This is a genomic window from Agromyces soli (assembly GCF_022811605.1).
Classification (GTDB): Bacteria; Actinomycetota; Actinomycetes; order Actinomycetales; family Microbacteriaceae; genus Agromyces; species Agromyces soli.
Map to the genome: position 1 here is coordinate 2,452,106 of NZ_CP094533.1, position 22,455 is coordinate 2,474,560.

Sequence of the window (22,455 nt, forward strand, 5' to 3'; positions counted from 1 at the left end):
TCGGGTCGGGGATGCGGCACGACACCGTCACGGTACCCGGAACCACCGACGCGGAGCAGCCCCCGCGACGCATCGCTCAGGCGCGGGGCTCGCCCTCGGCGCTCGACGACGGGGTCGCCTCGTCGAGCCCGTCCGGCGCCTCGTCCGGTTCGCGGCGCGGTCGCGCGCTCGTGAGCCGGGTGAACGGCCGTCCCGCCGCCCGCCCGACTGCGCCGGCCGCGCCCGCGAGCCGCCGGCCGGCCGAGGTGAGCATCGGTTCGTCGCCGCGCGGCTCGAGCTCGGACGGGACGCTCGGCGGCGCAGCCCCGAAGGCGAGCCGCGACTGGGCGAGCACCCGTCGGCCGAGCACATGGTTGCCGACGCCGCCGACCGCGGCGCCGATGCCGAAGGGGAGCGCTTTGCCGATGAAGCCGGCGCCGCCGCGCACGGCGAACTGCTTCACGAAGGTGGCTCGCAGGCGGTCGACGACGGTTCCCATCACCGCCTTCGGCAGGGTGTTCGTGATGAGCTCGCCCCAGTACGCGCTGCGGGCGACCCCGGTGCCGCTCGCCTGCGCGGCGAACTGGCGGATGAGGTCGCTGCCCTCGCTGCCGAGCATGAGGGTCATCACGAGCGCTCGCGCGCGCTCCGGGTTGTCCACGGGGATGCCGTGCACCTCCGCGACCGACTGCGCGAACAGCGCGGTCGCCTCGAGGAAGCCGGCGGTCTCGACGCCGGAGAGGGCCAGCGTGATGCCCGTGGAGATGCCGGGGATCACGGCCGTCGCGCCGACGGCGGCCCCGCCGGTGGTGACCGCGGCGAGGTAGCGCCGCTCGAGGATGCGGACGAGCTGATCGGGCGTGGCCTGCGGGGAGCGGCGACGGATGCCGCGCAGGTGCGCCAGCACGACGGGGCGGTGGATGGCGAGAACGCGGTCGATGGTGCGCTCGACGCCGTGCGCCCGGCCCTCGTCCTGCGGCGGCGCCGCGTCGTCGCTCGCGGGCGACTCGCTCGGGGTGTCCCGCCCCATCGAGGTGATCCGGTGCACGCGCTCGGGCATGCAGCGATTGTACGTGCACGCGCCTGGGCGACCGCCTGACGGTGTCACGCATTCGTCGCCGCTCCGCGGGCCCGATACGATCGAAGCTCAGCGTCTCGTCGACCCGCAGGAGTCTCGTGAAGTACCGCTCGACCCGCGGCGGGCTGTCGCCCGCCCTGTTCACCGAGATCCTCATCGAGGGCCTCGCGCCGGATGGCGGCCTCGTCGTTCCCGAGCTCGTTCCCACGGTCACCGCCGACGAGCTCGAGGAGTGGCGGAGCCTCGACTACGCGGGTCTCGCGACCCAGGTCATCGGCCGGTACGCGAGCGGCATCCCGGCCGAGGAGCTCGCACGCATCTGCCGGGCCGCCTACGATCCGGCCGTGTTCGGCGGCGACCCCATCGTGCCGCTCACGCCGCTCGGCGAGGTGACGCTCGTGGGGCTCTCCGAGGGGCCGACGCTCGCCTTCAAGGACATGGCGATGCAGTTCCTCGGCCAGCTCCTCGAGCACGAGCTCACCGCCCGCGGCGCCACGCTGAACATCCTCGGAGCGACCTCCGGCGATACCGGCTCCGCGGCCGAGTACGCGCTGCGCGGCAAGCACGGGGTCTCGGTCTTCATGCTCTCGCCGCAGGGGCGGATGAGCGCCTTCCAGCGCGCGCAGATGTACTCGCTCACCGACGAGAACATCCACAACATCGCCGTCGCGGGCGACTTCGACGACTGCCAGCACCTCGTGAAGGTCATCGCGGGCGACACCGCCTTCAAGCGCGAGCACCGGCTCGGCGCGGTCAACTCGATCAACTTCGCCCGGATCGCGGCTCAGCTCGTCTACTACTTCTGGGCGTGGCTGCGGCACAGCGACCCCGTCGAGCCCGAGCACCGTGCCGCGCACCGCGTGTCGATCACCGTCCCGTCCGGCAACTTCGGCAACATCTTCTCGGGCTGGCTCGCCCGCCGAATGGGGCTGCCGATCCATCGGCTCGTGCTCGCCACGAACGAGAACAACGTGCTCGACGAGTTCTTCCGTACGGGCGTGTACCGGCCGCGCACGGGGGAGTCGACCTTCGCGACGTCGAGCCCGTCGATGGACATCTCGCGGGCGTCGAACCTCGAGCGTTTCGTCTTCGAGGTCGTCGGCCGCGATCCGGAGGCGCTCCGCGACCGCTGGAGCGGGCTCGAGCGCGACGGCGTGCTCGACCTCGCGTCCGAGCAGCCGCGTTTCGCCGAGGAGTTCGGCATCGTGAGCGGCTCCAGCACGCACGCCGAGCGCGTGGCGACCATTCGCGAGACGCATCGCGCGACCGGGGTGGTGGTCGACCCGCACACGGCCGACGGACTCGCCGTCGCCACCCGGTACCTGGAGCCCGGCATCCCGATGCTCGTGCTCGAGACCGCCAAGCCGCAGAAGTTCCCCGAGATCGTCGCCGAGGCGATCGGAGCTCCGGCGGAGCTCCCCGAGGAGCTCACGGCGCTCCTGGAGGCCCCGCAGCACGTCGTCGAGGTGGCGAACGACGCGGTCGCCATCCGGAACCTCATCGCGCGCGACGCGGCCCGCTGAGCCGCGCCGCTCCGGCCGTGCGGCACCGCTCGTGCGTCAGCGGCTCGCGTGCTCCGCGTTGTAGCGGTCGAGCACGGCGTCGATCGTGGAGTCGAGCACGAGCTTGCCGCCGTCGAGGTAGAGGCCGCGCGTGCAGAAGCGACGCAGGTCGCGCTCGTTGTGCGAGACGAAGAAGAGCGTCCGGCCGCCGGCGAGCAGCTCGTCGATCCGCCGGTAGCACTTCTCGCGGAACGCCTTGTCGCCCACGGCGAGCACCTCGTCGACGAGCATGATCGGCTCCTCGAGCTGCGAGATCACCGCGAACGCGATTCGCACCTTCATGCCGCTCGACAGGTGCTTGTACGGGGTGTCGAGGAAGTCGCCGATCTCAGCGAAGTCGATGACCTCGTCGAACTTCGCGTCGATCTGCGCCTTCGACATGCCGTGCAGGCCCGCGGTGAGGTAGACGTTGTCGCGCACCGTGAGGTCGTCGACGAAGCCGCCGGTGATCTCGATGAGGGGTGCGACGCCGCCCGCGACGGTGACGGAGCCCTCGTCGGGGAGCAGCACGCCGGCCACGAGCTTCAGCAGCGTCGATTTGCCCTGGCCGTTGCGCCCGACCACGCCGATCGCCTCGCCGGGGCGAACGTCGAAGGACACGTTGCGGAGGGCCCAGAACTCGCCCGGGCGGGTGCGGCGCTTGCGGCCGGCGAGCAGGTCCTTGAACGAACGGCGGCCCCGGCGGTTGCGCCGGAACCTCACGCCGAGGGAGGCGACGCGGATGGCGAAGCCGCCCGAGCCCGGCACGTCACCGGTGGTGCCGTCGGCGGTGACGGAGTGCGTCATCAGATCTCCTTCAGCATCTGGCGCTCGGAGGCGCGGAACACGAGGAGGCCGACGACGAGGAACGCGATCGACATCAGCGCCGAGATCAGCACCTCGAACCAGATCAGCTGCTGCGGGAAGAACGCGGCGCGATAGAGCGAGAAGATCCCGGAGAGCGGGTTGAACGCGGCCCAGAACTGCACGCCGCCCGGCAGGTCCGTCGTCGCATAGATGATCGGCGTCGCGTAGAACAGGAAGCGCAGGATGAGCTTCACCGCTCGCTCCAGATCGCGGAAGAACACCACCAGCGGCGCCACGATGAGGCAGATGCCCGCGGTGAGCACCGCCTGGAGCACGATCGCGAGCGGGAAGAAGACGATCTCCCAGCTCGGTGCGGCGCCGAAGAGGACCGCGAAGAGCGCGAGCACCGGCAGGGCGAAGACGAACTCGATGCCCTTCGACAGCACGATGCGGTTCACCCAGATCGTGCGCGGGATCATCGTCGACCGCACGAGCTTCGCGTCCTTCAAGAACGCGCGGGTGGAGTCGGAGACCGAGCCGTTGAACCACATCCAGGGCAGGAGCGCGCTCAACAGGAAGACGATGTACGGCGCGAAGCCGGCCGAGCGCTCGAAGACCTGGGTGAACACGAACCAGTAGATGCCCGCCATCACCAGCGGGTCGAGCACGGACCAGACGTAGCCGAGCGCGGACGTCGAGTACCGCACCTTCAGGTCGCGGGTGGTGAGGAGCCACAGGGAATGCCGGTAGCTGGCGAACGGCTTCCGCCGCGGCGGATGCACGTCGCCCCCGACGTCGGTGGTCGCTGCAGTCACGCCTCTCATCGTAGAGGCGTTCGCCGGGAGAACCGTCCGGCGCAGGCCGGCGGTAGATTTGGAGGGTGGCCACTCGCACCAGCACCAGTACCCGGATCCTCCTGAGCTGCGCCGCGATCGGCGTGGCCGGCGGGGTCGTCGCCGGCGGCTCCGGCTATCTCGCGCTCGTGCTCGCCGCGATCGGCCCGATGTTCTACGGCGTGACGATCGGCGTGCACTTCCTGCCGAGCGTCGTCGCCTTCGCGCTGCTGCGCCGGCCGGGCACCGCGCTGCTCGCCGGGCTCATCGCCGGGCTCGTCGGTGCGGCGTTCGCCCCGCAGTGGCTGCCGCGGCTGATCGGCACCGCGCTGCTCGTCGGCGTGCTCGTCGAGCTGCCGTTCCTGCTCACGCGCTACCGCCGGTGGGAGCCGTGGCTCTACTACGCCTCGGGGCTGACCTCCGGGGTCGTCATCGCGGTCGTCGTGTACCTCGCGCTCGGCGGCGAGCACTTCCCGGCCTGGATGTGGGCGATCGCGCTGCCGCTCTACGTCGGCAGTCCGGTGCTCTTCACCTGGATCGGGCGGATCATCGCGCTCCAGCTCGAGCGTGCGGGCGTCGCCCGCGGGCTGCGGTAGCCGGACTCCGCGGACTCGTCAGCCCCCTGCAACGGAACACACGGGGCGGATGCCGTTCGGCATCCGCCCCGTGTCGCTGTGATGCTGCAGGACGCAGCGTTCCGGATCACACGAAGTGGTTCGCGCGCTCCAGGTCTTCCGCGAAGTCGATCTCGACCGCGTAGAGGTCGGAGACGTCCATCGGCTCGATGAGCAGGCCGTTCTGCTCGATCGCGAGCTCGAGGCCGCGTTCGAAGTAGTCCTGCGCGCCCACGCGCTGCAGCTGGGCGAGGAACGTGGCCTTGTCGCGGCTGGAGATGTAGTTGATGCCGACGGCCTCGCCGAGTCCGCCCTTGACGGTCTTCGAGAGCTCCTTGATGTAGCCCTCGGCGGTGGTCGTGTACTTCACCTCTTCGTCGGACACCTTCGCCGTGTTCACCGTGACGAAGGACTGATCGCGGGCGATCAGCGCGACGGCGCGGTCGAGGATGCGCGGGTCGAAGACGACGTCGCCGTTCATCCAGAGCACGCCGCCGCTTTGCGACGCCTGCAGGGCGCGCATGAGCGACTTCGAGGTGTTCGTCTGGTCGTACTCCTCGTTGTAGACGAAGGAGGCCTGCGGGAACGCCTCGATGATGTGCTCGAGCTTGTAGCCGACGACGATCGTTACGTCGGCGTCGCCGCCGAAGGCGTGGCCGATGTTGTCGAACTGCTGCCGCATGATGGTGCGGCCGTCGCCGAGTTCGGTCAGCGGCTTGGGGAGGGAACGCCCGAGCCGGCTCCCCATGCCGGCTGCGAGGATCACGATCTGCGTGGTCACTGCATCTCCTTCGGTGGTGCGGATGCCCGCGGCGACCGGTCTCGATCCGCGGGATCGAAACCTCGTGTTCGCCTTCGGTTCACCCGGAAGTTCACATTGGGACACGCCGTTATGCCGGAACCAGCGTATCCGCTGTCACCCGTCCGGGGCGGGATCCGCGGGGGAGTCGTAGTGCGATCGTGATACGCCGCACAGGGAATGCACAGTTTCCGGAGGTGGCTCTGGGCGGGCCCGGGGCACGGAACCGGGCCATGCAGTTGGTAGGTTGGCCTGGTGACTTCCGTTTCTCGCTCCGATCCGAACGACGAGGCTCCCGAAGGCACCGGCACGGGGGTGCCCGAGCAGCTCGGTGATGGGGAGTCGACGTCCGGCGCGCCCGGGCGGGCGAAGGGGTCCGCGAAGCGCGCCCCGTCCCGCGCGAAGACGGCCGCCTCCACCGCGGCACCCGCCGACGCCGCGGCGAAGAGCGCAGCGCGCTCGGCCGCCGCGAAGCGTGCCGCGGCCACGCGCGCCGCGCGCAAGGCGGAGGCCGCGAAGGCCGAGCAGGAGCAGCGCGGCGACGAGACCGCGACGGAAGCCGAGCCCGCGACCGCGTCGAAGCGCTCGAGCGCCTCGCGCAGCGCGTCGAGCCGCGGCGCGGCCGAGCGCGCGAGTTCGGCGAGCGCTGCGCGCGCCGCGAAGAGCGCCGAGAAGGACGCGGCGAAGGCGAGCTCGGCGGCGCGTTCGCGGTCGGCGAGCAGCGTGACCGCGAAGCGCCAGGCGCTGCGGGCCGCCGCCGCGGTCGCCACCGATACCACGGCCGCCGAGCGCCCGAAGAAGGCAGCGGACGCCGCCGCGAACGTCGACGCCGGTGCTGCTGCGGAGCAGACGCCAGCCGCAGCGCCCGAGGTCGTCGCGATCGCCGAGGCGATCGTCGAGGGCGACACGGTCGTCGAGACGGGCGCGATCGACGAGGAGACGCAGGAGCGGCTGCCCGTAGCCGACCCGGCGCCCGTCGACGACAGCGTCGACGAGGAGACCCGTGAGCGGGTCGTGCAGGAGTCCGCTGCCGAGGAGTCGACCGCGGAGCGGGCCGCCGACGTCGCGGTCGCCGTCATCCCGGCGCCGACGAAGAAGGCGAGCCGCAAGAAGCGCACGCTCCGCGTCGCCCGGAAGGCCCCGCCCGAGAGCGCCGACCGTGTGCTCGTGGTGGACGCGCTCGTGAAGCGCTTCGGCGAGAAGACCGCCGTCGATCACATCTCCCTGCAGGTGCGGGCGGGCTCGTTCTTCGGCGTCGTCGGCCCGAACGGCGCAGGCAAGACGACGACGCTCTCGATGGTCACGGGCCTGCTCCGTCCCGACGAGGGCACCGTTCGCATCCACGACATCGACGCGTGGGCCGACCCCGAGGCGGCCAAGCGCGCGACCGGCGTGCTGCCGGACCGGCTGCGGCTCTTCGACCGCCTGACCGGCGGCCAGCTGCTGCACTACTCGGGCACGCTCCGCGGCCTCGACGCGCGCACGGTGCGCGAACGCAGCGCCGACCTCATCGCCGCATTCGGACTCGAGGACGCCGTCGATCGCCTGGTCGCCGACTACTCCGCCGGCATGACCAAGAAGATCGCGCTCGCCTGCGCGATGATCCACTCGCCGCGCCTGCTCGTGCTCGACGAGCCGTTCGAGTCCGTCGATCCCGTCTCGGCGGCGAATCTGACCGAGATCCTCGAGCGCTACGTCGCAGGCGGTGGCACGGTCGTGCTCTCGAGCCACGGCATGGACCTCATCGAGCGCGTCTGCGACTCGGTCGCGGTCGTCGTCGGCGGCAAGGTGCTCGCCGCCGGCACCCTCGACGAGGTGCGCCAGGGCGAGACCCTCGAAGATCGATTCGTCGCGCTCGCCGGTGGGCGCAAGGCTGCGGAAGGCATGGAATGGTTGCACAGTTTCTCCGACTGAAGCTGCGCCTCCTCGCCAACATCTTCCGACGCAGCCCCTGGCAGGTCGTCGGAATCATCGTGGGGCTCGTCTACGGGCTCGGCATCGCGGGGCTGCTCTTCTTCGCGCTCGTCGGCCTGCGCTTCGTCGACGACGTCGCGGTCATCCGCGACGCGCTGGTCGTGGCCGGTTCGGCGACGGTGGTCGGATTCATCGTCTTCCCGCTCATCTTCGGCGTCGACGACACGATGGACCCGCGCAGGTTCGCCCTGTTCGGCATCCCCGGACGGCGCCTCGCGATCTCGCTCGCCGTCTCCGCCCTCATCGGCATCCCGGCGCTCGTGCTCGGCATCGTGCTGCTCGGCAGCATCGTCACCTGGTCGCGCGGGGTGGGCGAGACCCTCCTCGCGATCCTCTCGGCGGCGCTCGCCTTCGCGACGTGCCTGCTGCTCGCCCGCGTCGCCGCAGCGGTCGCCTCCTTCCTGCTCGCCACCCGGCGTGCGCGCGAGCTGACCGGCGTCCTCGGACTGCTGCTCATCGTGGCGGCCTCGCCCGTCTTCGTCGCCCTGACGACCGTCGACTGGGCGCGCGACGGTCGGCAGGTGCTCGAGGGGCTCGGGGCCTGGCTCAGCTGGACGCCGCTCGGCGCCGCGTTCGCGGTGCCCGGAGACGCCGCGAACGGCGACTGGGGCCCGGCCGTCCTGAAGCTCCTCATCGCGGCGGCCACGCTCGCGCTGCTCGGACTCGGCTGGATCCGACTCGTCGAGACGATGCTCGTGACGCCCGGCCGCGAGGGGACCTCGAAGAGCTACCGCGGGCTCGGCTGGTTCGACCGGCTGCCGCAGAACCCCACCGGTGCGGTCGCCGCGCGGAGCTTCACCTACTGGTTCCGCGACGCCCGGTACTGGGTCTCGATCATCATGGTGCCGCTCGCGCCGATCATCCTGATCATCGCCTTCAGCATCGTCGGGGTGCCCATGGAGTACCTCGGGCTCGCGCCGGTGCCGCTCATGTGCCTCCTGCTCGGCTGGTCGTTGCACAACGACACCGCCTACGACTCGACCGCGATCTGGCTGCACGTCGTGTCCGGCGTCCGCGGCACCGCGGACCGGTTCGGCCGCCTGGTCCCGGTGCTCGTGCTCGGCGTCGTCGTGATCGCGCTCGGCAGCGCGCTGACCGTGTTCCTGCTCGACGACTGGCGCCCGCTGCCCTCCCTCATCGGGGTGTCCACCGTGCTCCTGCTCTCGGGGCTGGGCATCGGCTCGGTGACCTCGGCGCGCTTCCCCTATCCGGCGGTGAAGCCCGGCGACAGCCCCTTCCAGCAGCCGCAGTCGACGGGCAGCCTGTCCTCGCTCGTGCAGTCGATCACGATGTTCGGGTCGCTGATCATCGCGGCGCCCGCCGTCGCCTTCGCCCTGCTCGGCGTCTTCTCGGATCCGAGCTGGCACCTCGCCTCGTTCCTCTCGGGCACGGTGCTCGGGCTCGTCGTGCTCGTGGCCGGGGTGTGGCTCGGCGGGCGGGTGTTCGACCGGCGCGGCCCGGAGATCGTCGCCGCAGCCGTTCGCGCCTGAGGGCAGCCCTCGCGAGGGCGTCCGGCCGCGCAGGTTGCTCGGGTCAGGGGGCGGCGCACACCCGGTAGCCCCGCCCCTCGGCGAGCACCTCGGTCGCGCAGCTCTCGCCCGTGACCCGCGGGACACCGTCCATCGCCGGGGCATCGAAGAGGCCGACGTGCGCCCCGGAGAGCACGATCGCCGAGACCGCCGCACCCCAGGGCTGCGCGGCCAGCCATGGCGTCCCGGTGCGGTCGACCCACTCCCGGATCGGTTCGACTGCCGCCCGCTGCGCCGCGAGGGTCTCGCGGCGCGGTTCGAGGGAATGACGGACGTGGCCGAGGGCGCCGGCTGCCGTGCCGAGGCCGAGCACGGCGAGGAGCGCGACGGCGGCGATTCGGACGGTGGTGCGCGGCGCGGATCGTGTCGACGGGGGCGCTCCCGAGGGGGCTCGCAGCAGCGTCCGTCCGCCCCAGATCGCGATGACGGCGAGCACCGGGACGAAGGCGAAGACGCCGACCGCGGGATGGCGCACCCAGAGCGGGGTGTGGCTCGCCGTCGCCCACCAGCCGACGAACGCCCCGAGGCCGACGAGGCCGGCGAGCAGATTCGCGCGGACGAGGGCGGGCGCCCGGCGGCCGCGGTGGCGTTCGGCGAGGAAGCCGCCGATGACGAGGCCGAGCAGTGCCAGGGCGAGGACCGCGACCGCCCAGGCGGGCACGAACCACGCGTCGGCGAGGGCGCTGAGCTTCTCGAGGACCGTGCTGTGCGCGCCCTTCTGCCCGCCGCTCGCGACGAAGTACCAGAGGTTCCGCAGGTGCGTGACGTACCCCGAGGGGCCGAGCGAGACGAGGGCGGCGAGCTCGACCGCGAGGCTGGGCAGCCCCGCGATCACGAGCGGCAGCCACGCCCGCTTCGCGGTGGTGCCGATCCGCGGCCAGCCGCGGCCGGGTGCGAGCGCCCAGATCGCCACCGCGAAGGCCGGGAGGGCGAGGAGCGCGATGAATTTCGCCTGCACCGCGAGGCCGACGAGGAGCCCGGCGAGCCACGCGCGCCGAGGGAGCACGACGAGCGCCCACACGATGAGCGCGGCGGCCGGGATCTCGCCGAGCACGTCGGCGGGGCCCTGGATCGGCGAGAAGCCACCCGTGGTGTCGAAGCCCAGCGGGAGCGCGACGGCGAGCAGGGCCGCCCACCGGCCGGCGATCCGGCGACCGAGCACCCAGAGGCCGGCGAGCAGCAGCGCCCAGAACGCGAGGGGGACGAGGCGGGCGCCGAGGACCGGGTCCATCCCGGTCGCGAGCACGGCGGCGACCGGGAGCAGCACGGTCGGCCCGGTGGAGATCCGCGGATCGAACGGGGTGATCTCCGATCCGGACAGTGCCCCGTCACTCGAGTAGCCGAGCCCGGAGAGCAGGTTGAGCGGGACGGTGAGGTTGAACGCCTCGTCCTCCCAGAACCGGGCGGCGACGAGGCTGTCCAGCGCGACGACCACGTGCGCCGCGGCGAGCAGCGCCGCGAGCACCCAGAACGCGATCGTGCGCGCCAGGGTCATCGAGCTGCCCCCGACGGCGCCCGAACGGCTCGGAGCGGGGCTCCCGGTCGAAGCGACAGCGACCAGAGCTCCCGGAGCGCCGAGCCCGCGAAGCGGCGCAAGCGCTTCGGCGGGAGCGTCACTCGGCCGACTCCGCCCCACATGGTCCCGGTCGCCGATTCCCCACGACGGGGGATGCTCCGCACCCGCACGTAGCGCACGACGAAGCCGCCGCGTGCCTCGGCGAGGGAGAAGTGCACGTGCGGAACGGTCGCCTCCTGCGGCACCGCGGCGACGAGGACCTGCAGTGCGGCGGGCCGGTACGCTCGCAACGGCGTGTTGACGTCCGGGATGCGCCGGCTCGCGGCGAGTGCGACGAGCACGCTCACCGCGGCCGTCAGGATCCGGCGGTACCACGGGTCGGTCCGACCGCCGCGGACGCCGTGCACGACGTCCGCGTCCTCCTCGAGCAGTGCCGCGACGAGCCGGACGAAGTCCGGTCCCAGGAACTGCCCGTCGCCGTCGACGTGCACGAGCACGTCGGGTTCGAGGGCGAGCCCCGCGCGGTAGGCCGCGAGCGCGGTGGGGCCGTGGCCGCGGTTCGCCGGCTGACGCTGCACCACCACATCGTCGAGTTCGGCGAGCGTTTCGGCCGTGCCGTCGGTCGAGCGGTCGTCGGCGATGACGAAGGTCAGCCTGCTCGCGATGGGGGCGAGCTGCTGGCGCACCTCGTCGATGAAGCCGCGGATGCCTTCCGCCTCGTTGTAGGCGGGCATCGCGATGACGAGGTGGGCTACCGGCATGCTCGGGTCCTCTCTCCGGGTGCCGCGGTCGAACGAACGCCCGTGGCCAGTACCCTAGTGTGGCCATGGAATTCCGTTCACGCCTACGTCGACTCGCCGCACTCGGCAGTCGATTCCTCGTCGTCGGCGCGGTGAGCACCCTCATCGAGGTGGGGGTGTTCAACCTCCTGGTCTTCGCCTGGGGCTGGGATGTGGTCTGGGCGAAGATCATCGCCTCGCTCGTCGCCCTCGTGAACGCGTACATCGGCAACCGCGAGTGGACCTTCCGCCACCGCGATCGTCGGGGTCGGGTGAGCGAGCTGGTCCTCTTCGTCCTCGCGAACCTCGTGTGCACGGCGCTCGGGGCGGCGATCGTCTGGGCGGGCGTCGGCATCGCCCAGCTCGCGCTCGGCAGGGAGCCCGGCGCGGTCGCCGTCAACGTGGTCAACCTCGTGAGCATCGCGATCATCGTCCTCGTGCGCTTCGTGCTCTATCACCGGATCGTGTTCCGAGCCGCGCCGGCGCCGGCCGCCGGACCCGCCGACCGGCCCTAGTGCCGCTCAGCGCGCGTAGAATCGAGCGCATGATCCAGCCCGTGCGCGCGAGCATCGCCGACCCCGGCCAGCCAGGAGGCGGCACCGACGTCCTCGACCGTGAGCTCGAGAAGCTCCTCGAAGAGGAGCTCATCGAGCCCGGCGATCACGAGCGCTTCTCGCACTACGTGCCGAAGGACAAGATCCTCGAGTCCGCGATCACCGGCAAGCCGGTCAAAGCGCTCTGCGGCAAGAAGTGGACGCCGGGCCGCGACCCCGAGAAGTTCCCGGTCTGCCCGGCCTGCAAGGCGATCTACGAGAAGATGCGCGGCGCGTAGCGCTCCGCCGACGGCGAGGCGCCGACCGGCTCAGCGGTAGTTCGTCGGGATGACGGCCTCGCCGCGCCCGAGCCGGAACGCCTCGATCGGCAGCTCCTGCATGACCGTGGCGCGGTGCGCCCGGGCGGCCTCGGTGCCCGCACGACCGAGATGCGCGGCATCCGCGGCGCCGCCATCCATCAGCTGCACCATCAGCGGCCGCAGTTCGTCGCCGGCCTCGAACTCGGCTTCGCCGGCCGGACCGTCGCCGACGAAAACGAGTTCCTCGCGCGCCGTCCGCGTCGAGTCGAGTCGTCGGGCCGCGTTCTTGCGGCCGCCGACGCTCGCCTTCTGCGACGACGCCTTCGCGACCGGGATCCACTCCCCGGCGTCGTCGCGCCGCGCGACGAGCTTGTAGACCATGCCGGCGGCCGGGAAGCCGGAGCCCGTGACGACGGACGTGCCGACGCCGTAGGAGTCGACCGGTGCGCCGGAGAGCCCGGCGATCGTGAACTCGTCGAGGTCGCTCGTGACGGTGATCTTCGTGTTCACCGCGCCGAGCGAGTCGAGCTGTTCCCGGACCGCGGCGACGACGGTCGGCAGGTCGCCGGAGTCGATGCGGACCGCGCCGAGCTCGGGGCCGGCGACCGCGACGGCGAGCTCCACACCTCGGGCGATGTCGTACGTGTCCACCAGGAGCGTCGTGGAGGGGCCGAAGGCGTCCACCTGCGCGCGGAAGGCCTGCTCCTCCGTATCGTGCAGCAGGGTGAACGCGTGCGCCGCGGTGCCCATGGTCGGGATGCCCCAGGTGCGGCCCGCCTCGAGGTTCGAGGTGGCGTCGAAGCCGGCGATGTAGGCGGCGCGGGCGGCGGCGACGGCCGAGCGCTCGTTGGTGCGCCGCGAACCCATCTCGGCGAGCGGGCGGCCGAGCGCCACGGACACCATCCGCGCGGCCGCGCTCGCCACGGAGGAGTCGTAGTTCAGCGTCGACAGCACGAGCGTCTCGAGCATGACCGCCTCGGCGAAGCTGGCCTGGATCGTCAGCAGGGGAGAGCCGGGGAAGTACGCCTCGCCCTCGCGGTAGCCCCACACGTCGCCCGTGAAGCGGTAGTCGGCGAGCCAGTCGAGGGTCGCCGGCCGTACGACCTCGTGCTCGCGGAGCCACTCGAGCTCGGCGTCCTCGAAGCGGAAGCGCTCGATGAGTTCGAGCAGTCGGCCGGTGCCCGCGACGACGCCGTAGCGGCGGCCGTCGGGCAGACGCCTCGCGAAGGCCTCGAAGAGCGATTCCCGGTGGGCGGTGCCGTCGAGGAGGGCGGCGTCCACCATGGTGAGTTCGTAGCGGTCGGTGAAGAGCGCAGCTGAGCCGGTCACGAAGGAGAGCCTAGTTGTTCGGGCGGGGGATGCCGAGGCATCCACTGCCCGCGGCGCAGCGCCGCGCGCGCCGCTCGCCTAAGCTTGGTCCTCGTGACGGACGCGCCGATCGGGATCTTCGACTCTGGGGTCGGCGGGCTCACCGTCGCCCGGGCGGTGAAGGATCAGCTGCCGAACGAGTCGATCCTCTACGTCGGCGACCTCGAGCACTCGCCCTATGGGCCGAAGCCGATCGCCGAGGTGCGCCGCTACGCGCTCGCGGTGCTCGACGACCTCGTCGCCCAGGGCGTGAAGATGCTCGTCATCGCCTGCAACACGGCCTCCGCCGCCATGCTCCGCGACGCTCGCGAGCGGTACGAGGTGCCCGTCGTCGAGGTCATCCAGCCGGCCGTGCGCCGTGCGGTCGCCGCGACCAAGTCCGGGCGGGTGGGGGTCATCGGCACGGCCGGCACCGTGCAGTCCCGCGCCTACGACGACGCCTTCGCCGCCGCGCCCCATCTGCAGCTGTTCAGCCAGGCCTGCCCGCGCTTCGTCGAGTTCGTCGAGGCCGGGGTGACGACCGGCGAGGAGGTGCTCTCGGTCGCCGAGGAGTACCTGGCGCCGCTGAAGCGCGCCGACATCGACACCCTCGTGCTCGGCTGCACCCACTACCCCTTCCTGAAGGGGGCGATCTCGTACGTCATGGGCGAGGGCGTCACCCTCGTCTCCAGCGACGTCGAGACCGCCAACGACGTCTACCGGGTGCTCGTCTCGACGGGCACCGAGCGCCGCGCCGGCACGCCGCCGACGCACCGCTACGAGGCCACGGGGGAGTCCACGAGCGCCTTCCTCGACCTCGCCAACCGCCTCATCGGTCCGGAGATCCCGAGCGTCGAGCTCGTGCAGACCGGCTCGATCGCCCTGCCGCACCGTTCCGAATGGAGATCCTCGTGACCGACACCTCAGCCATCGTCCGCGCCGACGGGCGCACGCCGGACCAGCTCCGCGAGGTCACCATCGAACGCGGCTGGAGCGCGCACGCCGAGGGCAGCGCGCTGATCTCCTTCGGCGGCACGAAGGTGCTCTGCACCGCGAGCTTCACGAACGGCGTCCCGCGCTGGCTCACGGGCAAGGGCACCGGCTGGGTCACCGCGGAGTACTCGATGCTGCCGCGCGCGACGAACACCCGCAACGACCGTGAGTCGGTCAAGGGCCGCATCGGCGGCCGCACGCACGAGATCAGCCGGCTCATCGGCCGGAGCCTCCGCGCCGTCATCGACACGAAGGCGCTCGGCGAGAACACCGTGGTCATCGACTGCGACGTGCTGCAGGCCGACGGCGGCACCCGCACGGCCGCGATCACTGGCGCCTACGTGGCGCTCGCCGACGCGGTCGAGTGGGCCCGCAGCAAGAAGTTCATCGGGCAGAAGTCGACGCCCCTCATCGATACCGTCTCGGCCGTCTCGGTCGGCATCATCGACGGCACGCCCATGCTCGACCTCGCCTACGTCGAGGACGTCCGCGCCGAGACCGACATGAACGTCGTCGCCACCGGCCGCGGGCTCTTCGTCGAGGTGCAGGGCACCGCCGAGGGGGCGCCGTTCGACCGCCGCGAGCTCGACGCGCTCCTCGATCTCGCTCTCGGCGGCAACGCCGAGCTGGCCGCGCTCCAGGTGGCCGCGCTCGCCGCGGGCCTCGAGGCGGCCGGCGCGTGAGCGGCACCGACGCGCTCGAGGTCGTGCTCGCGACGCACAACGCGCACAAGGTCGCGGAGTTCCAGCGGATCCTGGGGGAGCGGATGCCGCAGCTGCGGGTGCTCGCCTACGACGGGCCCGAACCCGTGGAGGACGGCACGAGCTTCGCCGCGAACGCCCTGATCAAGGCGCGCGCCGCGGCCGAGCACACGGGGCGCATCGCGCTCGCCGACGACTCGGGCATCGCGGTCGACGTCATGGGCGGCTCGCCCGGCATCTTCTCCGCCCGCTGGGCGGGGCACGGGGCGGGCGACGAGGCGAACCGCACGCTGCTGCTCGCGCAGCTCGCCGACGTGCGCCGACCGAACCGTGCGGCATCCTTCCACTGCACCATCGCCCTCGTCGTGCCGGCCGCGCTCGCCGATACCGGGGAGCCGGTCGAGATCGTCGTCGACGGCACCTGGCCGGGCCAGGTGGCCTACGAGCCCCGCGGCTCGCACGGCTTCGGCTACGACCCGGTGTTCGAACCCGAGGGGCACGAGATCACCGCGGCGGAGCTGCTGCCGGAGCAGAAGAACGCGATCAGCCACCGGGCGCGGGCCTTCGAGGCGCTCATCCCCGAGCTCGAGCGGGTCGCGGCGACGCTCCGCTGAGAACGCTATTCATTCCCACTTCTATCTTGGGCTGACCAGGGAATTCTCACCTAAGCTCGAAGTGATGGCACACGATCACTCCCACGACCACGCCCAGGGGGCGAACCGCACGCGACTCATCGTCGCGATCGCGATCATCGGCGCGTTCCTCGTCGCGCAGCTGGTCGGCGGCCTGCTGAGCGGCTCGCTCGCGCTGCTCGCCGACGCCGGCCACATGGCGAGCGACCTGCTCGGCCTGATCGTGGCGCTCGTGGCGGCGATCGTGGCGGCCCGGCCCGCGACCGACCGGCAGACGTACGGCTTCCGACGCTTCGAGGTGTTCGGAGCGCTCGTGAACGGGCTGATCCTCATGGGCGTCGCGGTGACCGTCGCGATCAGTGCGATCGGGCGGCTGATCTCCGGCGCCGAGGGCGAGGCGCACGAGGTGCAGGGCGGGCTCATGCTCGTCGTCGCGATCCTGGGTCTCGCCGCGAACATCGCGGCGATGCTCGTGCTCCGCAGCGGGGCGAAGGACTCGATCAACCTGCGCGGCGCCTACCTCGAGGTGCTCGGTGACACGATCGGCTCGGCCCTCGTCATCGTCGCGGCGATCGTCATCCTGCTGACCGGCTGGAGCGCCGCCGACCCCATCGCCTCCCTCGCGATCGCGGCCCTGATCATCCCGCGGGCGCTGATCCTGCTGCGCGACGTCGCGCACGTGCTGAGCGAGTCCGCGCCCGCCGATACCGATGTGGCCGAGATCCGCGAGCACATCCTCCGCACGCGCGGCGTCGTGGCGGTCCACGACGTGCACGTCTGGCAGATCACCTCGGGGCAGCCGGTGTTCACGGCGCATGTGGAGGTCGAGCCCGAGGTGTTCGAGTCGGGCCGCACGGGCGAGCTGCTCGACGAGCTCGGCGGATGCCTCACCGCGCACTTCGACGTCGCGCACTCCACGTTCCAGCTGGAGCCCGCCGGCCGCGCCGAGCAGGAGCAGGGCTCGCACCGTTAGGCGTCCGAGGAGAGCAGCTCGTCCGCCCTTCGGCGGATCGTGTCGAGCACGCGGCGCGTCGTCTCCTGCTCGGTCTCGTCGACGCCCTCGACGAGCCGCAGTGTCGTCGCGGCGACCGCCGCTCGTGCGGCGCTGAGCTCGGCGGCGCCCGCCGCCGTCGGTCGCTCCTCCTCGTCGAGGAGTCCCGCGGCCCGCAGCTCGGCGAGCACCGCCGCGAGCTCGCCCGAGTCGGTCCTGAGCACGGCTGCGGCCCGCTGCCGCCAGTCGCCGTGCGCATCGGCGACGCTGAGGGTATTGAGGGCGATCCAGCCGGCGTACCCCGGAATCGCGGTGGGTGACAGGACTCGAGCGAGGAGTTCGCGCAAGGCGTTCTCGGTGGCGCCGATCGCGGTCGGGAGGGGGCGCAGGGATGGCATGGGCTCTCCTAGTATGTTGGTAGAACCAAGACTGTATTGGTAATACCAAGAGAAAGCAACGACGTGACCTCCGACTTCACTGCCCTCCCGACATGGGTGCTCAGCTCCGCTGCGACTCGGTCTCATCAGGTGCTGCATGCGGCACTCGCGCGGGCAGGCGTCAACGGCTACGAGTACCGCTGCCTCTCCGTGCTCGCCGCCGCCGAACAGTTGAGTCAGACGGAACTCGGCGCCGCCGCGGCGCTCGACGCCCGGGACGTCACGCACACCGTGCGGGCCCTCGAGGACCGCGGATTGGTGTCGCGCGAGCGGGATCCCGGTCACGGTCGCCGACAGCTGGTATCGCTGAGCGACGAGGGGCGACGCGCAGCCGAACGTTCGGCCGACGTCATCGCGGAGGTGCAGGAGGCGGTGTTCGGGGGGCTGACGACGCAGGAGCGCAGCACGCTGCTCGCGTTGCTCGAACGGCTCGCCCGTCCCTGAGCGGCCGCTGCGGCATCCCGCCCCTGCCGCGCCTCACCTCACCTCGCCCCGCGCCACCTCACCTCGAGAGGGTCGGATTGCGGCACGGCGGCCTCGGCGGATCGCCGTTGGCGTCGCACATCGACCCTTTCGAGCCGTCTGCGCTCGGGCTCGGTCCGGGGTTACTGCTCCTCGTGGCGCGGGCCGCGCTCGAACACGTCCTGGTCGAGCACGAGGTGCTCCGCCTCGGCCTCGTCGGTGACGACGTCCTCGCCGGCCGCAGCGGCGCGCTTCGCCTTGCGGGACGACTGGAAGTAGTGCCAGAGCGTCGGGATGAGCGTGAGCACGACGGCGCCGATGAGGATGACGTCGATGTAGCTCTGCACGAAGTTCGCGACCGGCGGGATGTAGCCGATCAGGAAGCCGAAGTAGGTCAGGCCGACGCCCCAGATGAGCGCACCGATCAGGTTGTAGAGCGTGTACTTGCGGTAGTTCATGTGGCCGACGCCCGCGGCGACGGGCGTGAAGGTGCGCACGATCGGCACGAACCGCGCGAGGATGACCGCGAGCGCGCCGAAGCGGTCGAAGAAGGCGTTCGTGCGTTCGACGTTCTTCACGCTGAACAGCCCGGATTCTTTCCGTTCGAAGATGCGGGGGCCGAACTTGTGCCCGATCAGATAGCCGACTTCGCCGCCGACGAAGGCGGCGAGGCCGATCGCGAGGCACACCCACCAGATGTCGACGCCGAAGACCAGGCTCGTGTGCGTCAGCAGGCCCGAGATGATGAGCAGCGTGTCGCCCGGCAGCAGGAAGCCGACGAGCAGGCCGGTCTCGGCGAAGACGATCAGGCACACGACGACGAGCGCCCAGGGGCCGGCCGCGGCGATGATGTTCTCCGGGTCGAGCCAGGGGATGAGGGCGGTGTGCATCACGGGAAAGCTCCAGTCGTCGGGCACGGGTCGACGTGCCACGGCGTGCAGTGTCGATGCAGTCTACCCACGCCGCGCGGCCGCCAGCCGGGTGCGCGGTGGGAAATCATCCCGTCGTAGGGGTGCGGGGTCATCCCGTCGTATGACGGCGGGCGATCAGGCGTCGAGCGCCTCGAAGATCGCGCCGTTGAAGCGGAACGATGCACGCACCTCGGCGATGAGTGCGTCGACCTCTTCGGCCTCGAGGCCGAGCTCGTTCATCGCGGTGCGGTAGCGGCGCTTGTACTGCACCGGACCGCCCTCGAGGTCGAAGGCGTAGAAGCCGAGCTGCTCGGGGGTGGCGCCGTAGTGACGGGCCACGAGGGCGGCGATCGCCTGGCCGCCGGAGAGGTCGCCCAGGTAGCGCGTGTAGTGGTGGGCGAGGTAGCGGACGTCGTCGTCGGCGAGGCTGCGGAGGTGCGCCGCGTAGTCGGCGGTGGCGGGGAGCGCCGGGTGCGTCTCGCGCCAGTCGGGGGCGCCGAGCGCCGCCAGGTCGGCGTCGATCGCCGCCATCCGGGCGAGGGCGGGGTCGAAGACGGCGGGGTCGTCGGTGCGGATGCCGCGGGCCTCGAGGGCCTCGTAGATCCAGGCGAGCTGGGCGAGGTAGCGCGTGTAGTCGTCGAGCGAGCGCTCGCCGCGCATCAGTTCCACGATGAAGCCGCGGGTCTCGGTCGCGCGGTGGTCGTCGGCCGAAGCGGCACGGACGAGGGCGGCGACGTCGAGGGGCTCGGCGGCGGTCTCGCGGTCGATGGCGGGCGTAGCAGTCGACATGGTGACCCTCGGGTTTCTCGAAAGGAAAGGCAAGGTTTACCTTACCCTGCGAAACTGCGGATCGCATCCGGGTGTCGGCGGCGGGAGATAGCTTCAGCGCATGCGCTACGGATTCATCTTCCCCGGCACCGATCCCGAGCTCGCGGTGGAGCTCGCCGAGCTCGCCGAGCAGCACGGCTGGCACGGCTTCTTCGTGTGGGAGGGCATCTGGGCGCCGGATCCCTGGGCCATCCTCGCCGCTGCCGCGGTGCGCACCTCGTCGATCCGTCTCGGCACGATGCTGACGCCGGTGCCGCGCCGCCGGCCGTGGGAGCTCGCGGGCCAGACCATGACGGTCGATCGGCTCTCGAAGGGTCGAGTGGTGCTCTCCGCCGGACTCGGCGTGCCCGAAGAGGTCGAAGCGCGGTTCTGGATCTTCGAGCACGACCCGGGGCGGCGCGTGCGTGCCGAGCAGCTCGACGAGACGCTCGAACTGCTGCCCGAGCTGTGGCGGGGCGAGCCCTTCGCGTACGAGGGCCGGCACTACACCGTGCGCCGCACCGACGAGATGCTGCCGCCCCCGACCGTGCAGCAGCCCGGCGTGCCGATTTGGGCGGTCGGGCTCTGGCCCCGCATGAAGTCGATGCGCCGGGTGGCACGCCTCGACGGCTGGCTCCCGAACTATGCGCCGCCCGGCGAGGGAGTCGCGGGTCCCGACACGCAGCAGCGGGTGTTCACTCCCGAGATCGGTCGCGAGGCCTATGAGTGGCTGCTCGCCGAGCGCGAGCGGCTCGGGCTCGCCGAGCGGCCGTTCGACTGGGTGCAGGAGGGCACGACGGGCGGGGTCGATCCTGCGGCGGATGCCGCGGTCGTCCAGCCGTGGGCCGAGGCGGGGGCGAGCTGGTGGCTCGACACCGACTGGTCGGTCCCCGCCGAGCAGATCGAGCAGTACGCGCGGGCGCGCATCGCCGCGGGCCCGCCCGTGGGCTGAACGAGCGGCGCGTGGGCGGCTAGGCTCGGTGTTCGTGCACAGCGCGCGCGCCGCCCGCACCACGCGGGGACTCCTGGTCGCGTCTTCGTCGACCCTGCTCGCCTCGCTCGCGCATACCATCGGCGGGGGCAGCCCGCCCGGCGTCATCGCCCTCGCGGTGGCCCTCGCGTTCTCGGTGCCGTTCGGCATTCTCATGGTCGGTCGCGGTGCACGCTGGCCAGGGGCCGCGATCGCGGCGGTCGCGGCGCAGCTCGCGCTGCACATCACGTTCTCGCTCTCCGCGGGGAGTTCGCCGAGCGGCATCGTCGCGGGCGCCGACCCGCACGCGCTGCATGGCGCGGCCGGGGCCGTCAGCCGTGACGCTTGGCTCGCCGTCGCGGGCACCGGCCAGCTGGGCCACGGCGACCACTTCGGTGCGGCCATGCCGCTCGCGCACCTCGCCGCGGCCGTGCTCGCGGTCGCCAGCATCGCGCTGGCCGACCGAGCGGTGCGGGCGCTCGTGCGGGCGGCACGCGGCATCCTCGTCGCCGTCGCCCTGCTCGTCGTGCCGGTCGTCGGCGCATCCCGAGCCGTGCTGCGCCGGCCGGAGCCGCCGCGCCGGCCCGCCGGTCTGCAGCGCCTCGCCGCCGTCGTGGTGCGCCGCGGGCCGCCGTGCGGAGTCGGCGCCGTCTGATCGGCGCACGCTTCCATCTCCCACTTCGCACGAAAGCACACACATGACCACGAAGACCCCCGTCCGCCCTGCCCTCGTGACCGCCACCGCGCTCGGCGCCGGTGCCCTGCTCGCGCTCGGCGCCCCGCTCGCCGCGAGCGCCCACGTCGGCGTCGACTCCACTTCGACCGCCGCCGGCGCCTACACGGTGCTCAGCTTCGGCATCCCGCACGGCTGCGGCACGAGCCCGACCACGAAGCTGACGTTCACCATGCCCGAGGGGATCGACCGCGTCACGCCGACCGTCAACGCCGGTTGGACGATCGAGACCGTCGTCGAGAAGCTGCCCGAGCCGAAGATCGACTCGCACGGCGCGAGCGTCGTCGACCGGGTCGCGCAGGTCGTCTACACCGCGACGACGCCGCTGCCCAGCGACCTTCGCGACGTCATCGAACTGTCGCTCCAGCTGCCCGCCGACGCCGAGGGCGAGACCCTCGCATTCCCGGTGCTGCAGGACTGCGTCGAGGGCTCGACCGACTGGAGCGAGCCCGTCGCCGAGGGCGAGGAGGAGCCGGAGCACCCGGCGCCCTCGATCGCCGTCACCGCAGCTGAGGAGGGCGGTCACCACGGTGCCGCCGCGCCCGAGCACGGTGACGAGCACGAGGCGAGCGACGCCGCCGCGAGCGACGACGGCACCGCGCGGGCGATCGGCGTGACCGGCATCGCCGTCGGCGTGCTCGGGCTCGGCGCCGCGATCGCGGCGCTCGTGCTCGGGCGGCGCTCCCGCAAGGCGGAGTAACGCTCAGGCCGTGCCCGGCCGGTCGGACTCGACCGGTCGGGCGCGGTCGCCCGCGCGACGGTCGCGCAGCAGGAGGCGCGCGCCGCCACGGACGAGCATGAGCGCGATGATCAGCACCGTCACCTGGAAGAAGCCGCCGAGGTGCACGGCGTCGCCGAACACGAGATCGGTCGCCTCGAGCACGAGGAACTTGCTGCCCGGGAGCACGACGAGCAGCACGGCGGCCCGCAGTACCCGCTCACCCGACGTCGTCGCGAGTCGGAAGCGCGCCACCGCCCAGCTCTTCAAAGCGACGACGAGCTCGAGCACGAGCTTCAAGAGCACGGCCGTCAGCAGCGTCACGAGGAAGGACTCGGTGATGACCGCGGGGAACAGCTGCACGAAGACGCCGAGCACCACCGTGTACGCGAAGACGTCGACGACGTCGGCCGCTGTGATCCGCCGCATGCCGCGAGCGTAGCGCGGAACC

Annotated in this window: 25 protein-coding genes; 14 read left to right on the forward strand and 11 right to left on the reverse strand. The window is 71.9% G+C overall.

Annotated features, from left to right (window positions below; all coding sequences use genetic code 11):
• Window positions 1–76 precede the first annotated feature (76 nt).
• Window positions 77–1,039 carry a hypothetical protein gene (locus MTP13_RS11740; protein ID WP_243567935.1) on the reverse strand — a complete coding sequence of 321 codons (963 nt, stop codon included), beginning with the start codon at window positions 1,037–1,039 and terminating at the stop codon, window positions 77–79.
• 116 nt (window positions 1,040–1,155) lie between these two features.
• Between MTP13_RS11740 and thrC the strand changes: the two genes are divergently transcribed.
• On the forward strand, window positions 1,156–2,580 hold the full coding sequence (gene thrC, locus MTP13_RS11745; protein ID WP_243567936.1) for a threonine synthase: 1,425 nt from the start codon (window positions 1,156–1,158) through the stop codon (window positions 2,578–2,580).
• A gap of 36 nt (window positions 2,581–2,616) precedes the next feature.
• Here the strand turns inward: thrC and MTP13_RS11750 are convergent, their stop codons facing one another.
• Both MTP13_RS11750 and MTP13_RS11755 read right to left on the reverse strand, forming a co-directional pair.
• Window positions 2,617–3,405, reverse strand: a complete 789-nt coding sequence (locus MTP13_RS11750; RefSeq protein WP_243567937.1) for an ABC transporter ATP-binding protein — start codon at window positions 3,403–3,405, stop codon at window positions 2,617–2,619.
• The gene (locus MTP13_RS11755; protein WP_243570818.1) at window positions 3,405–4,187 is read right to left on the reverse strand and encodes an ABC transporter permease; all 783 of its coding nucleotides are present in this window, start codon (window positions 4,185–4,187) and stop codon (window positions 3,405–3,407) included. The genes MTP13_RS11750 and MTP13_RS11755 overlap by 1 nt, the downstream gene beginning before the upstream one ends.
• 98 nt (window positions 4,188–4,285) lie before the next feature.
• On the opposite strand from MTP13_RS11755, the gene MTP13_RS11760 reads away from it, so the two are divergent.
• Window positions 4,286–4,834, forward strand: a complete 549-nt coding sequence (locus MTP13_RS11760; protein ID WP_243567938.1) for an ECF transporter S component — start codon at window positions 4,286–4,288, stop codon at window positions 4,832–4,834.
• Between the two features lie 106 nt (window positions 4,835–4,940).
• Here MTP13_RS11760 and MTP13_RS11765 read toward each other — a convergent pair whose 3' ends face one another.
• Window positions 4,941–5,633 (reverse strand): phosphocholine cytidylyltransferase family protein, encoded by a 693-nt coding sequence (locus tag MTP13_RS11765; protein ID WP_243567939.1) that lies wholly within the window; start codon window positions 5,631–5,633, stop codon window positions 4,941–4,943.
• Window positions 5,634–5,906: 273 nt separating this feature from the next.
• On the opposite strand from MTP13_RS11765, the gene MTP13_RS18290 reads away from it, so the two are divergent.
• Both MTP13_RS18290 and MTP13_RS11775 read left to right on the forward strand, forming a co-directional pair.
• Window positions 5,907–7,565 (forward strand): ABC transporter ATP-binding protein, encoded by a 1,659-nt coding sequence (locus tag MTP13_RS18290; protein ID WP_424221777.1) that lies wholly within the window; start codon window positions 5,907–5,909, stop codon window positions 7,563–7,565.
• Window positions 7,541–9,115 carry a hypothetical protein gene (locus tag MTP13_RS11775; protein ID WP_243567940.1) on the forward strand — a complete coding sequence of 525 codons (1,575 nt, stop codon included), beginning with the start codon at window positions 7,541–7,543 and terminating at the stop codon, window positions 9,113–9,115. The genes MTP13_RS18290 and MTP13_RS11775 overlap by 25 nt, the downstream gene beginning before the upstream one ends.
• Before the next feature lie 43 nt (window positions 9,116–9,158).
• On the opposite strand, the gene MTP13_RS11780 is transcribed toward MTP13_RS11775, so the two are convergent.
• Together MTP13_RS11780 and MTP13_RS11785 are read right to left on the reverse strand one after the other, a co-directional pair.
• Entirely contained in the window at window positions 9,159–10,649 is a 1,491-nt protein-coding gene (locus MTP13_RS11780) for a hypothetical protein (protein ID WP_243567941.1), read from the reverse strand.
• A complete protein-coding gene (locus MTP13_RS11785) occupies window positions 10,646–11,431 on the reverse strand; it encodes a glycosyltransferase family 2 protein (RefSeq protein ID WP_243567942.1) in 786 nt (261 codons plus the stop codon). Before MTP13_RS11785 ends, MTP13_RS11780 begins: the two co-directional genes overlap by 4 nt.
• 65 nt (window positions 11,432–11,496) lie before the next feature.
• Between MTP13_RS11785 and MTP13_RS11790 the strand changes: the two genes are divergently transcribed.
• Together MTP13_RS11790 and MTP13_RS11795 are read left to right on the forward strand one after the other, a co-directional pair.
• Entirely contained in the window at window positions 11,497–11,964 is a 468-nt protein-coding gene (locus tag MTP13_RS11790; protein ID WP_243567943.1) for a GtrA family protein, read from the forward strand.
• Between the two features lie 29 nt (window positions 11,965–11,993).
• Entirely contained in the window at window positions 11,994–12,281 is a 288-nt protein-coding gene (locus tag MTP13_RS11795) for a DUF3039 domain-containing protein (protein WP_243567944.1), read from the forward strand.
• 30 nt (window positions 12,282–12,311) lie between these two features.
• Here MTP13_RS11795 and MTP13_RS11800 read toward each other — a convergent pair whose 3' ends face one another.
• On the reverse strand, window positions 12,312–13,631 hold the full coding sequence (locus tag MTP13_RS11800; protein WP_243567945.1) for a nicotinate phosphoribosyltransferase: 1,320 nt from the start codon (window positions 13,629–13,631) through the stop codon (window positions 12,312–12,314).
• A 93-nt stretch (window positions 13,632–13,724) separates the two neighbouring features.
• Between MTP13_RS11800 and murI the strand changes: the two genes are divergently transcribed.
• The 4 genes from murI to MTP13_RS11820 all read left to right on the forward strand — a co-directional run bounded on the left by murI (window position 13,725) and on the right by MTP13_RS11820 (window position 16,948).
• A complete protein-coding gene (gene murI, locus MTP13_RS11805) occupies window positions 13,725–14,564 on the forward strand; it encodes a glutamate racemase (RefSeq protein ID WP_243567946.1) in 840 nt (279 codons plus the stop codon).
• A complete protein-coding gene (gene rph / locus MTP13_RS11810) occupies window positions 14,561–15,325 on the forward strand; it encodes a ribonuclease PH (RefSeq protein WP_243567947.1) in 765 nt (254 codons plus the stop codon). Before murI ends, rph begins: the two co-directional genes overlap by 4 nt.
• Entirely contained in the window at window positions 15,322–15,957 is a 636-nt protein-coding gene (rdgB, locus tag MTP13_RS11815; protein ID WP_243567948.1) for an RdgB/HAM1 family non-canonical purine NTP pyrophosphatase, read from the forward strand. Before rph ends, rdgB begins: the two co-directional genes overlap by 4 nt.
• A gap of 64 nt (window positions 15,958–16,021) precedes the next feature.
• The gene (locus MTP13_RS11820; protein ID WP_243567949.1) at window positions 16,022–16,948 is read left to right on the forward strand and encodes a cation diffusion facilitator family transporter; all 927 of its coding nucleotides are present in this window, start codon (window positions 16,022–16,024) and stop codon (window positions 16,946–16,948) included.
• Here MTP13_RS11820 and MTP13_RS11825 read toward each other — a convergent pair.
• Window positions 16,945–17,364, reverse strand: coding sequence for a hypothetical protein (locus tag MTP13_RS11825; protein WP_243567950.1), 420 nt, complete (start codon window positions 17,362–17,364; stop codon window positions 16,945–16,947). The genes MTP13_RS11820 and MTP13_RS11825 overlap by 4 nt on opposite strands.
• A gap of 63 nt (window positions 17,365–17,427) precedes the next feature.
• Between MTP13_RS11825 and MTP13_RS11830 the strand changes: the two genes are divergently transcribed.
• Window positions 17,428–17,847 (forward strand): MarR family winged helix-turn-helix transcriptional regulator, encoded by a 420-nt coding sequence (locus MTP13_RS11830; protein ID WP_243567951.1) that lies wholly within the window; start codon window positions 17,428–17,430, stop codon window positions 17,845–17,847.
• A gap of 161 nt (window positions 17,848–18,008) precedes the next feature.
• Here MTP13_RS11830 and MTP13_RS11835 read toward each other — a convergent pair whose 3' ends face one another.
• A complete protein-coding gene (locus MTP13_RS11835) occupies window positions 18,009–18,755 on the reverse strand; it encodes a DedA family protein (RefSeq protein ID WP_243570820.1) in 747 nt (248 codons plus the stop codon).
• A 156-nt stretch (window positions 18,756–18,911) separates the two neighbouring features.
• Entirely contained in the window at window positions 18,912–19,565 is a 654-nt protein-coding gene (locus MTP13_RS11840) for a biliverdin-producing heme oxygenase (RefSeq protein ID WP_243567952.1), read from the reverse strand.
• Window positions 19,566–19,665: 100 nt separating this feature from the next.
• Between MTP13_RS11840 and MTP13_RS11845 the strand changes: the two genes are divergently transcribed.
• The 3 genes from MTP13_RS11845 to MTP13_RS11855 are packed head-to-tail and all read left to right on the forward strand — an operon-like array spanning window position 19,666 to window position 21,986.
• On the forward strand, window positions 19,666–20,535 hold the full coding sequence (locus tag MTP13_RS11845; RefSeq protein WP_243567953.1) for an LLM class flavin-dependent oxidoreductase: 870 nt from the start codon (window positions 19,666–19,668) through the stop codon (window positions 20,533–20,535).
• A 34-nt stretch (window positions 20,536–20,569) separates the two neighbouring features.
• Window positions 20,570–21,208, forward strand: a complete 639-nt coding sequence (locus MTP13_RS11850) for a hypothetical protein (protein ID WP_243567954.1) — start codon at window positions 20,570–20,572, stop codon at window positions 21,206–21,208.
• 43 nt (window positions 21,209–21,251) lie between these two features.
• Window positions 21,252–21,986 carry a YcnI family copper-binding membrane protein gene (locus MTP13_RS11855; protein WP_243567955.1) on the forward strand — a complete coding sequence of 245 codons (735 nt, stop codon included), beginning with the start codon at window positions 21,252–21,254 and terminating at the stop codon, window positions 21,984–21,986.
• 3 nt (window positions 21,987–21,989) lie between these two features.
• Here the strand turns inward: MTP13_RS11855 and MTP13_RS11860 are convergent, their stop codons facing one another.
• On the reverse strand, window positions 21,990–22,433 hold the full coding sequence (locus tag MTP13_RS11860) for a hypothetical protein (RefSeq protein WP_243567956.1): 444 nt from the start codon (window positions 22,431–22,433) through the stop codon (window positions 21,990–21,992).
• Between the last annotated feature and the right edge of the window lie 22 nt (window positions 22,434–22,455).